The following is a 10310-nucleotide window of genomic DNA, read 5'->3' as shown; positions in this document are numbered from 1 at the left end:
GACTCGACCCCGCCCCGGCCGCGCCTCGGAGCGCGGCCGGGTGCACACGGACCGCATAGCCGGAGCCCGCGGCTGCGGGCTAGCCCGTTCGATCCAGATCCGCGCTCCAGCGGGCCGCCGGATCGCTGGCCTCCGCCGCGGCCACGGGGTCGGGACCGTACTGATAGTCGCGGGTGACCGGGACGATGTCGTTGCGCTTGGCCAGCTGCATCTGGAAGACAACGAGGTCACCCCAGCGGAAGATCGCCTGACAGCCGAGCAGGTAGAACTCCCACATGCGGCAGAAACGCTCGCCCAGCCGTTCCCGGAACTCTCCGCGGTGGCGCTGGAAGCGCTCGTTCCAGGCCGCCAGCGTGCGTGCATAGTGCAGGCGCAGCACTTCCAGGTCCGACAGGCACATGCCGGTCTCCTCGATGCAGGGCGCAACCTCGGACAACGACGGCACATAGCCGCCGGGGAAGATGTATTTCTCGATCCAGCCCTTGGTGTCCTCCACCGGAGGACCGCTGCGGCCGATGCTGTGGACCAGGCTGCGTCCGCCCGGCGCCAGCAGCGCGTTAACGGTATCGAAGAAGGTCTGGAACTGCGGGCGGCCCACATGCTCGAACATGCCCACGCTCACGATCGCGTCGTAGCTGCCCTCGTGCTCGCGATAGTCCTGCTGCAGGAAACGCACCCGCTGGGACAACCCTTCGGCCTCGGCCCGCTCACAGGCGTAGCGGTACTGATTGTCCGACAGCGTCAGCCCCGTCACGTCGACGCCGTGGTGGCGCGCGAGGTACAGCGCCATGCCGCCCCAGCCGCAGCCAATGTCGAGCACCCGATCGCCGGGCTTGAGATACAGTTTGCGCGCGATGTGGCGGCATTTGGCCTGCTGCGCCTCCTCCAGCGACGCGTCCGGCGTCTCGAAATAGGCGCAGGAGTACTGCATGTCGCTGTCCAGAAAGCGCTCGAACAGGCCGTTGTCGATGTCGTAGTGGTGCTGGACGTTGCGCCGCGAGCGCAGCCGCGAGTTGGCTTCGCGGATGCCCCGCAGCGCGTGGCGCGCGATATCGAGTATCCGGCTGCCGCCGAAGTTGCGGGCATTGGCGAAGTAGAGTTCGAACAGCGCCATGAGGCCGCCCTCGCCGGGCCACCAGTCGCCGTCCATATATGCCTCGCCGAACGCCATCTCCGGATCGGAGAGCAGCCGTGTGAGGACCCGGCGTTCGCGCAGGTGGATGTGCGCCTTGGGCGCACCCTGGCCGATCAGCTGCGTGCGACCGTCCGGGTAATGAATGACGAGCGTGCCCTCGTCGATCAGCCGGTCAAAAAAACGTGTCTTCATTGTCTCCCGTCCCCGGGGCCGACAACACGTAGCGGCGCCGTCCGCCCCATTGATGCCAAGACCTCAACCATACACCGATCGTATTTCGATGTATAGTGCACTTTTATTTTCGCGCGACCTGCCGCCACGAGGACCGCCATGCCGCGATGGTTCAAGTGTGCCTCGGCGGCGGCCGCAGTTGAAGGCCGGGCGCTCCCCGGGCCGTGCTAGGGTCGATGCCTGATCTGACGACCCGCGAAGACACCATGATCGACACGATTCTCGTTGCCGTCGACGGTTCGGAACATTCCCGGCGTGCGCTGGAATGGGCCTGCGACATGGCCCCGCGCTACGACGCCCGGCTGCACGTGCTGCATGTCCCGCAGGCGGTCGGCCACGACAAGACGCTGGTCCTCGGCGGCGCCGCGATCAGCGTGAAGACCAGCAACGAGGACGTGGAGAAAGCCGGCCACGACGTGATCGAGGCCGCCCGGCGCATCGCCGCGGACCACGCGATCCGCGAAATGACCACCGAGGTCGGCTCCGGCGATCCGGCGCGCCGCATCGTCGAGTGCGCCGAGCGGCTCGACGCCGATCTCATCGTCATGGGCCGGCGCGGGCTGACGAATTTCGGCGGCCTGCTCATGGGCAGCGTGACCCACAAGGTCGGCCACCTCGCGCCGTGCGCCTGCATGACGGTGCGCTAGGGCCCATCAACATTTCATACGAGCCCGCGCGAAGCGCTTCCTGAAAATTGACTATGGGCGGCAAGACGAGGCGTCGTGCGCGCCGCGCAATCACTCTGCGCCAGCCTGCGACAACGCTGGATCGCCGCACGCTGGTCGTTTCACGGGGCCCTTGGACTCTAGGGTTGGGCCGCGCATGAATAATCAACCAAGGGTGCACTGCGGCGTTGCCCGTCTGGAGCGTGGCGCGCGACGATCGGCGACTCGCGCCTTGCCACACACGATGTGCGGCTTCCAAAGCGGCGTTCGAATGAAGTTTTAGCGGGCCCTGGCCATCCGCAGCGGCCGGGCGATCGCCGGCTACTGGCGTATCGCTTCGAACTCGAAGTCCAGCTCGACCGTGTCGCCGACCATGCCGTTGGCCACGCCGTAGTCCATGCCCCAGCGGCTGCGCTCGATGCGGGTACTCGCCGAGACGCCCAGGGTATGCTGGCCGTGGCCGAAGGGATACTCGGCACTCTTGTTGATGGTCACGTCCAGAGTCACCGGATGGGTCTCGCCGTGCAGCGTGAGATCGCCCTCGAGTTCTCCGCCGTCCGCACCGCGTGGCGTGTATTCGCGCGCCACGAACACGATCTCCGGGTGATCCTCTGCCGTCAGAAAATCGTCACCGCGGACGTGGCCGTCGCGCTCCTCGTGATTGGTGAACACGCTGTCGGCGGCGATCTCCACGCGACCTTCGGACAGCTCGCGGGTGGCCTCGTCGTAGACGAAGCTGCCTTCGCCCTCCAGAAACATGCCCAGCACATCGGCATAGCCGACGTGCTCGATCGAGAAACCGATGGAGAAATGGGCCGGATCGATCTCGTAGCGCTCGGGCTCCGCCGCGGCCGTGCCCGCGGCACAGGCCGCGAGCGCGGCCGCGGTCAGGCGCGGGCCGGTCAGGGTCGACGTCGGGAATGGCATGATCGTGTCTCCTATGGACTCGGGGTCATCGATTGTCGTCTTGCCGCGTCAGCCGTCATGACGCGTCGGGCGTACGATCATCGCATCGGTGGCGCAGCAGCCACCACGTGTCGCGGCCGAACGACACCGCCAGCAGCGACAGCGCCGTCGCGGCGGCCCCGACGGCCACGGCGGCGGGCATCGCCGGCACAAAGCACAGCAACAGGGTCACGACCTGCCAGACGCACACGACCTTGCGGAAAACGCTCGGCGGCAGGGGCCGGCGCATCCACGGCAGCAGGCGCCCCGCGCACACGAACAGATAGCGCGCCAGGCCGATCCCCAGCACCCAGGGGCCGACCCGTTCGGTCGCCACCAGGCCGACGCAGAGCACGAGGATGAAGAACGCGTCCAGTTCCATGTCGAAGCGGGCGCCGAAGGCGGTGATCGAGCGCGTGCGGCGCGCCACCCAGCCGTCGACACCGTCGAGCAGCAGTGCCGCCAGCGCCAGGCCGAGCACTGCATAGGGATGGGCACGCGGCACCTCCGGAAACACCAGCAGGCCGGCGATGAGCAACACCACGGCCGCGCGCAGCAGCGTGACCCGGTTGGCCCAGCCCAGCCGGGCCGGCGGCGCCTCGCCCGGCCCCACGAGCACGACCGCGAGCGCGAGATACAATCCCCCGGCCGAGACGCGCAGCATCGGCGGCGCGTCGAGAAGCCCCATGGCCAGCTCCACGCCCGCGAACAGCAGTGTGAATCCGATCAGCAGCTCACCCGCCGCCCGCAGGCGCCGCCGGGCCGGCGAGGCGGCGCCAGTGGGCCCCTCGCCGACCGCCGGCGTGCCATGCTCGAACGCGCGCATCATCGCGGCTCGCCGCGGATATCGATGCGCGGCCGCCCTACACGTCGGACGCGCGCTGGATCAACCGCGCCCGGGCTGCAAGTATTGCCGGAGAATTTCTGTTGCATGACATCCATACATGAATGATACCGGTGACCGCGCCTTTTGGTTGCACCCGCCCCACGACAGCCGTATCGAGCCGATCGCCGTGGGCGCGCCGGGCGCCGGCGAACTGCGCGTGCGCAGCCGCTACAGCGCGGTCAGCCGCGGCACCGAGACGCTGGTCTACGCCGGCGGCGTGCCGGCGAGCGAATACGAGCGCATGCGGGCACCATTCCAGGCCGGCGCGCTGCCGGGCCCCGTGCGCCACGGCTACGCGAACGTCGGCGTGGTCGAGGCCGGTCCGGACGAGTGGCTCGGGCGCGAGGTGTTCTGTCTATATTCGCACCAGACGCGCTACGTGGTGCCCGTCGACGCCGTCGTCGCACTGCCGGCGGACGTACCGCCGGAGCGCGCGGTGCTCGCGGCCAACATGGAGACCGCGATCAACGCGCTCTGGGACACGGCCCCGGGCATCGGCGAGCGCATCACCGTGATCGGCGCCGGCGTGGTCGGCGCGCTGGTCGCAGGACTCGCCGCGTCGCTGCCCGGCGCCGACGTCGAACTGGTGGACATCGACGACCGCAAGGCCCCGCTGGGAAGCGCTCTGGGCCTGCGCTTTCGCTCGCCGGCGGCGGCCGCGGGCGAGCGCGACCGCGTCATCCACGCCAGCGGCAGCGAGGCCGGGCTCGCCCAGGCTCTGACGCTGGCCGGTTTCGAGGCCACCGTCACCGAGATGAGCTGGTACGGCGCGCAGGCGCCGCGGGTTCCGCTCGGCGGCGCCTTCCACTCGCGGCGTCTGACGCTGCGGGCGAGCCAGGTGGGAGGCGTCGCGCCGGGCCAGCGCCCGCGCTGGAGCCACCACCGCCGCCTCGGGCTGGCGGTCTCGCTGCTCGCCGACGCCCGCTTCGACGCCCTCATCGACGCCGAGGCGCCCTTCGAGCGCCTGCCCGAGGTCATGGCCCGTCTGGCCGACCCGCACGACCCCACGCTCTGCCAGCGCATCCGCTACGACTAGCGCGCGCGTATCGCCACCCCATACCACAGGATATGCCATGTACAGTCTGACCGTCCGCGATCACTTCATGATCGCCCATAGTTTCAACGGCGAGATATTCGGCCCGGCCCAGCACACCCACGGTGCGACCTATGTGGTCGACGTCACCTTCCGGCGCGAGGCGCTCGACGCCGACGACCTGGTCATCGACATCGGTCTGGCCGGGGCCGGCCTCAAGGACGTGCTCGCCGGGCTGAACATGCGCGATCTGGACGAGGAGCCGGCCTTCTCGGGCCGCAACACCACGACCGAGTTCCTCGCCGGCGTGGTATTCGAGCGCATGCGCGAGGCCATCCGCGCCGGCCGGCTCGGCGATAGTGCCCGCGGCGTCGAGGGGATGAGCGTGACGCTGTCGGAGTCGCATATCGCCTGGGCGAGCTTCGAGGGCCGCGTGTGACGCCGATCACGTTCGTCGTCGCCGGCGATCCGGAACAGCGCACCGGCGGCTACCGCTACGACGCGCGCATCGTCGCCGGTCTGCGCGAACTCGGGCATCCGGTGACGGTGGCCGGGCTCGAGGGCCGCTTTCCGGAGCCCGATGCTCGGGCCGCGCGCGCCCTGGAACGGGCGCTGGACGCCTGCGCCGACGGCGCCTGCGTGATCGTCGACGGGCTCGTGCTCGGCGGCCTGGCCGAGACCGCCCGTGCCCACGCCGATCGCCTGCGCCTGATCGCGCTCGTGCATCACCCGCTCGCCGACGAGACCGGCCTGACGGCCGCCGCGAGCGCCCGGCTGCTCGCCGACGAACGCGCCGCACTGGTCGTCGCCCGGGCGGTGGTCGTCACCAGCGGCTTCACCGCCCGCCGGCTGGTCGAGCTCGACCTCGCCGCCGCTCCGCCGCGGGTGATCGAGCCCGGCACCGATCCGGCGCCCGTGGCCCGCGGCAGCGACGGCCCCGGCTGCCGTCTGCTGTGTGTCGCGACCGTCACCCCCCGCAAGGGCCACGCCGTGCTCCTCGACGCACTCGCCCGGCTCGCCGACCGCGACTGGCACTGCGACGTGGTCGGCAGCCTCGACCGCGAGCCGGCACACGCGGCCCGTATCCGCGCCCGTATCGACACGCTCGGCCTCGGCGCACGCGTTCGGCTGCACGGCGACTGCAATGAGCGCGAACTCGCCGCCGCCTACGATCGTGCCGATCTGTTCGTGCTGGCCTCGCATTACGAAGGCTACGGCATGGTCGTCACCGAGGCCCTGGCCCGCGGTCTGCCGCTGGTCACGACTAACGGCGGCGCGCTCGCGGATACGGTTCCGGCACGAGCCGCGCGCACGGCCGCCCCCGGCGACGTCGCCGCGCTGGCCGCCGCGCTGGGCTCGCTGCTGGACGACCCGGCCGCGCTGGCCGCCGTGCGGCGCGGCGCGCTTGCCGAGCGCGAACGCCTGCGCCCCTGGCGCACGGCCGCCGCCGAGTTCTCGGCGATGCTCGAAGCCATCGCCGACGACGTGCCGGCATGAGCGATGCGATCGTCCCGGACGCCCGCTTCGCCGCCGACTGGCTCGCCCTGCGCGAACCCGCCGACCACGCGGCGCGCAGCAGCGGACTGAGCGAAGCCGCAGCGGCCCGGCTGCACGCGGCGCGGGACGACACCCTCCGGATCGTGGATCTCGGCTGCGGCAGCGGCTCGAATCTGCGGCATCTGGCACCACGCCTGCCCGGGCCCCAGCACTGGCACCTGGTCGATCACGACGCCGATCTGCTGGCCCGCGCGGCGCGCGAATGCGCCGAACAGCGCGACCGATCGGGACGCCCGGTGACGCTCGAGACGATCGCCGCCGACCTCGCGCGCGATCCGGGCGTCCTGATCGCCGGGGCGCATCTGGTGACCGCCGCGGCGCTGCTGGACCTGGTCGACGCCGAGTGGCTGGATCGTCTCGCGAGCGCCTGTGCCGCCCACGCCGTCCCGGCGCTGATCGCGCTCAGCGTGGACGGCGATCTGGCCTTCGAGGCCGACGGCGCGCCCGAGGACGAGGACGACGCCTTCGTCTTCGCCCGGCTCGCCGAGCACCAGCACCGCGACAAGGGCTTCGGCGCCGCGCTCGGCACGCAGGCGCCGGCGGCGTTCGAGCGGGCCTTCCAGCGCCACGGCTGGCACGTGGCCTCGGCCGCGAGCCCCTGGCGTCTCGGCCGCGACGACGCCCGCCTAGCCGCCGCCCTGATCGACGGCTGGCGCGAGGCGGCCACCGCCCAGGCCCCGGCCCGCGCGGCCCGCATCGCCGGCTGGGCGCGGCGGCGCGCGGCGGATGTCGCCGCCGGCCGAGCATGCTGCCGCGTCGGGCACCGCGACCTGCTCGCCACGCCGCCGCGGGCCGAGCCGTGACGCCGCGCCAGGCCGCCCTGCTGCGACTGAGCGTGACCGTCATCCTGCTGGGACTCGTGGCCTGGCGGCTGGATACCGCCGAGATCGCGGCGCAACTCGGCACCATCGCCCCCGGCTGGGCACTGGCGGCACTCGCGCTGACCGTGCCCCAGGTGGTCGTCTCCGCCTGGCGCTGGCGGCTGACCGCGCGCGGCATCGGCCTGGACCTGCGCCTGCCGGTGGCCGTACGCGAATACTATCTGGCGACGTTTCTCAACCAGGTCCTGCCCGGCGGCGTGCTCGGCGACGCCACGCGGGCCTGGCGCCACGCCCGCCACAACGACAACCGCGGCGCGGTTCATGCGGTCCTGATCGAACGCCTGTCCGGACAGCTGGCCATGGTGCTGATCGCCGCCTTCGCCGTCCTTCAGGCACGGGGGCTGCGCGAGGGCGTTGGCCGCGCCTTCGAGCAGGTCGATCCCTGGGCCGCCTCGGGGGGATTCATCCTGCTGGCCGGCGGCGGTCTGCTCGCGGCGTACGTGGTGCGCGGCTCGCGGCGCATGGCGATTCATCTGCTGAGCCTGATCGACAGTCTCCGACGCGGACTGCTGGGACGCCGCATGGTCGCGCTGCAGCTGGCGAGCTCGCTGCTCGTGGCCGCCAGCTATGTCGGCGTTTTCGTGCTCTGCGCCCAGGCGCTGGGGCTGGATCGCGGCGCACAGTCCCTCTGGATGCTCGCGCCGCCGGTACTGTTGGCGATGGCGATACCGCTGTCGGTCGCCGGCTGGGGGCTGCGCGAAGGCGCCGCCGCGATCATCTGGAGTCTGGCGGGCCTGCCGGCGCAGGAGGGCGTGGCGATCTCGATCACCTATGGCCTGATCGTGCTGGTATCCAGCCTGCCGGGGCTTGTGGTGCTTGCGCGGGGTGGCCGACGGCGGGCGCCTAGCCGGGACGGCCGAGATCCAGATCGAACAGCGTGTCGGCATCCAGCGTATGCGTTCGGCACGGCGGCCGCAGGGCGGCATCGAGCGTCTCGATCTCGGCCAGCGTCACCGCGGGCCGGCCGGAGCCGATGACCATGGGCGCGACGACCACGTGCAACCGATCGAGCAGCCCGGCTGCCAGAAAGCGCGAGACGGTCAGTCCGCCGCCCTCCACGAGCACCCGGCGCAGCCCGCGCGCGGAAAGCGCGGCGAGAAGCGTCGCCGGCGCCACGGCGCCCGCCGCATCCGGTGCGACCGCCACGGTCTCCACGCCGGGGCCCCGGCATGCCCGCCGCCCCTGCGCCACCACGTGCAGCGTGGGCGCGGCACCGTCGGTGAACAGCAGCCGGTCGGGCCCGACCCGCGCGTTCGGATCGAGCACCACCCGCACCGGATCGGCGCCGTCGACATGGCGGACCGTGAGGCGCGGATCGTCGGCCTGGGCGGTCCCGGCGCCGACGACCACGGCATCCACCAGCGCCCGCAGCCGATGCAGATGCGTGCGGCTGGCCGCCCCGGTCACGTAGTGCGACGCACCGGTGATCGTGGCGATGCGCCCGTCGAGACTCTGGCCGAGCTGGCCGACGACGGTGCCGGCGCGGGTGATCGGTGCGAGCGTGTCCAGCAGCGTGGCGGCTTCGGGCTCGACCGCCCCGTCGGCCCGCCAGCGGCCGTCGGCGTCGATCGTGACCGCGGGCGTCATCCCATCGCCGCGGCCCGTGCATGCATCGCGAAGCGATCGCCATGCGTAGTCGATATCGATTGCCGTCATCGGAGCCTCCGGAGTGCGCATCGTTTCCGGCGCAGCACGGATAGCCGCCGCGGGCGCCGGGCATCACCCTATCCCAAAAGCCGGTTCGACGAACCCGACCGGCGTTGTGTTCTTGAGCCAACGGCGTGCATCCGGTCGCGTCGATCAAGCGAGGTCACATGCGACAGATAGAACGTTCGATCTTCGACCTGCGCCGCGGTGTGCCGGTGCTCGTGCGCGGCCGCGACCGCGACACGCTCGTGGCACCGCTCGAGGGGCTGACCGACGAGACGCTCACGCGCCTGCGGGCGACCACCGGCAACCCGCCGGCGCTCGTGGTCACCCGCCACCGGCTCGAGCGCATGGGCATCGAGATCGCCGCGGATGCCGCGCGGCTGTCGCTGACGGACGGCGACAGCGCGCAGACCGTCGTCGCCTGGGCCTGCGCGCGCCACGTCGAGCACAGCCCGCACCAGCGGCCGACGGACGTCGACCGGGAATCGCACGCCGCGCTCGCACTCATGCGCCGCGGTCTGCTGATCCCCGCCGCCGTGACCGCGACGATCGACGCCTCGCGGCGCGAGGCCGTGCAGAAGCTGATCGACGACCAGACGCTGCTCGCCATCGACGTCGACCGCATCGAGGCCTACGAGTCGAGTGCGATCCACTTCCTGCGCCGGATCAGCGCGGCGGACGTACCGCTGGCCGACGCCGAGAAGAGCCGCTTCGTGCTCTTTCGCGAGGCCGACGGCGTGCGCGAGCACATCGCCATCGTCATCGGCGAGCCCGAATTCTGGCGCACGGCGGTGCCGGTGCGGCTGCATTCGGCCTGCCTGACCGGGGACCTGTTCGGCAGCCTGCGCTGCGACTGCGGCGAGCAGCTGCGCTCGAGCGTGGCCACCATCGCCGAGCGCGGCGGCGGCGTGCTGCTCTACCTCGCCCAGGAGGGCCGCGGCATCGGCCTGGCCAACAAGCTGCGCGCCTACAGCCTGCAGGACGACGGCCTGGACACGGTCGACGCCGACCAGGTGCTGGGTTTCGGCGACGACGAGCGCGACTACAACGTCGCCCTGGAAATGCTCGCCCAGCTCGAGATCCGGCGCATCGAGCTGCTCACGAACAATCCGGCCAAGATCGCGGCGATGAGCGGCGGCGGGATCGCCGTGGTCCAGCGCAGCGGCGTCTACGGCCGCCTCACGGCCCAGAACGAGCGCTATCTGACCGCCAAGGCGGCGCGTTCCGGCCACTGGCTCGACAACGTGCTCGGCAAGCCGTCCGCGGATGTGGCGATGAACGGCAAGGGCTAGCCGGAGACGCAGGCGCCCGGTCGCAGGACGCCGCC

Annotated in this window: 10 protein-coding genes and 1 pseudogene; 7 read left to right on the top strand and 4 right to left on the bottom strand. The window is 71.5% G+C overall.

All coding sequences use genetic code 11. The features are described from left to right. Positions 1-79: 79 nt before the first annotated feature. Positions 80-1327, bottom strand: a complete 1248-nt coding sequence (locus SAHL_RS10090) for an SAM-dependent methyltransferase (protein WP_123591289.1) — start codon at positions 1325-1327, stop codon at positions 80-82. A 215-nt stretch (positions 1328-1542) separates the two neighbouring features. Here SAHL_RS10090 and SAHL_RS10085 point away from each other — a divergent pair, with 215 nt between their 5' ends. Further along, entirely contained in the window at positions 1543-2013 is a 471-nt protein-coding gene (locus SAHL_RS10085; RefSeq protein ID WP_245968481.1) for a universal stress protein, read from the top strand. 339 nt (positions 2014-2352) lie between these two features. Here SAHL_RS10085 and SAHL_RS10080 read toward each other — a convergent pair whose 3' ends face one another. After that, a complete protein-coding gene (locus SAHL_RS10080; protein WP_123591288.1) occupies positions 2353-2958 on the bottom strand; it encodes a YceI family protein in 606 nt (201 codons plus the stop codon). 55 nt (positions 2959-3013) lie between these two features. Next, the gene (locus tag SAHL_RS10075; RefSeq protein ID WP_245968480.1) at positions 3014-3802 is read right to left on the bottom strand and encodes a CDP-alcohol phosphatidyltransferase family protein; all 789 of its coding nucleotides are present in this window, start codon (positions 3800-3802) and stop codon (positions 3014-3016) included. A gap of 118 nt (positions 3803-3920) precedes the next feature. Between SAHL_RS10075 and SAHL_RS10070 the strand changes: the two genes are divergently transcribed. From SAHL_RS10070 to SAHL_RS18230, 5 genes and pseudogenes are all read left to right on the top strand, one after another. Beyond that, positions 3921-4898, top strand: coding sequence for a zinc-dependent alcohol dehydrogenase (locus tag SAHL_RS10070; protein ID WP_123591287.1), 978 nt, complete (start codon positions 3921-3923; stop codon positions 4896-4898). Between the two features lie 37 nt (positions 4899-4935). Continuing rightward, on the top strand, positions 4936-5334 hold the full coding sequence (locus tag SAHL_RS10065; protein ID WP_123591286.1) for a 6-pyruvoyl trahydropterin synthase family protein: 399 nt from the start codon (positions 4936-4938) through the stop codon (positions 5332-5334). Next, entirely contained in the window at positions 5331-6392 is a 1062-nt protein-coding gene (locus SAHL_RS10060) for a glycosyltransferase family 4 protein (RefSeq protein WP_123591285.1), read from the top strand. Before SAHL_RS10065 ends, SAHL_RS10060 begins: the two co-directional genes overlap by 4 nt. Beyond that, positions 6389-7255, top strand: a complete 867-nt coding sequence (locus SAHL_RS10055) for a methyltransferase (RefSeq protein WP_184947609.1) — start codon at positions 6389-6391, stop codon at positions 7253-7255. The genes SAHL_RS10060 and SAHL_RS10055 overlap by 4 nt, the downstream gene beginning before the upstream one ends. Beyond that, a pseudogene (locus SAHL_RS18230) lies at positions 7198-8124 on the top strand (lysylphosphatidylglycerol synthase transmembrane domain-containing protein); the annotation flags it as partial. The gene SAHL_RS10055 and the pseudogene SAHL_RS18230, both read left to right, overlap by 58 nt. Positions 8125-8176: 52 nt before the next feature. Here the strand turns inward: SAHL_RS18230 and SAHL_RS10045 are convergent. Further along, positions 8177-8920, bottom strand: a complete 744-nt coding sequence (locus SAHL_RS10045) for a RibD family protein (RefSeq protein WP_245968479.1) — start codon at positions 8918-8920, stop codon at positions 8177-8179. 227 nt (positions 8921-9147) lie between these two features. On the opposite strand from SAHL_RS10045, the gene ribA reads away from it, so the two are divergent. Beyond that, a complete protein-coding gene (gene ribA, locus SAHL_RS10040) occupies positions 9148-10275 on the top strand; it encodes a GTP cyclohydrolase II RibA (RefSeq protein ID WP_123591283.1) in 1128 nt (375 codons plus the stop codon). Positions 10276-10310 lie beyond the last annotated feature (35 nt).

It is taken from the genome of Salinisphaera orenii subsp. halophila YIM 95161 (assembly GCF_003732545.1).
In the GTDB taxonomy this organism is placed as follows: domain Bacteria; phylum Pseudomonadota; class Gammaproteobacteria; order Nevskiales; family Salinisphaeraceae; genus Salinisphaera; species Salinisphaera orenii_A.
Note: the sequence above shows the minus strand (reverse complement) of the source record. Positions and strands in the feature narration are given on the sequence as shown.

Bases quoted from the DNA above. Each gene is read 5' to 3' on its own strand.
- SAHL_RS10090 (WP_123591289.1), bottom strand. From the start codon at position 1,327: ATGAAGACACGTTTTTTTGACCGGCTGATCGACGAGGGCACGCTCGTC.
- SAHL_RS10085 (WP_245968481.1), top strand. From the start codon at position 1,543: ATGCCTGATCTGACGACCCGCGAAGACACCATGATCGACACGATTCTC.
- SAHL_RS10080 (WP_123591288.1), bottom strand. From the start codon at position 2,958: ATGCCATTCCCGACGTCGACCCTGACCGGCCCGCGCCTGACCGCGGCC.
- SAHL_RS10075 (WP_245968480.1), bottom strand. From the start codon at position 3,802: ATGCGCGCGTTCGAGCATGGCACGCCGGCGGTCGGCGAGGGGCCCACT.
- SAHL_RS10070 (WP_123591287.1), top strand. From the start codon at position 3,921: ATGAATGATACCGGTGACCGCGCCTTTTGGTTGCACCCGCCCCACGAC.
- SAHL_RS10065 (WP_123591286.1), top strand. From the start codon at position 4,936: ATGTACAGTCTGACCGTCCGCGATCACTTCATGATCGCCCATAGTTTC.
- SAHL_RS10055 (WP_184947609.1), top strand. From the start codon at position 6,389: ATGAGCGATGCGATCGTCCCGGACGCCCGCTTCGCCGCCGACTGGCTC.
- SAHL_RS10045 (WP_245968479.1), bottom strand. From the start codon at position 8,920: ATGACGCCCGCGGTCACGATCGACGCCGACGGCCGCTGGCGGGCCGAC.
- ribA (WP_123591283.1), top strand. From the start codon at position 9,148: ATGCGACAGATAGAACGTTCGATCTTCGACCTGCGCCGCGGTGTGCCG.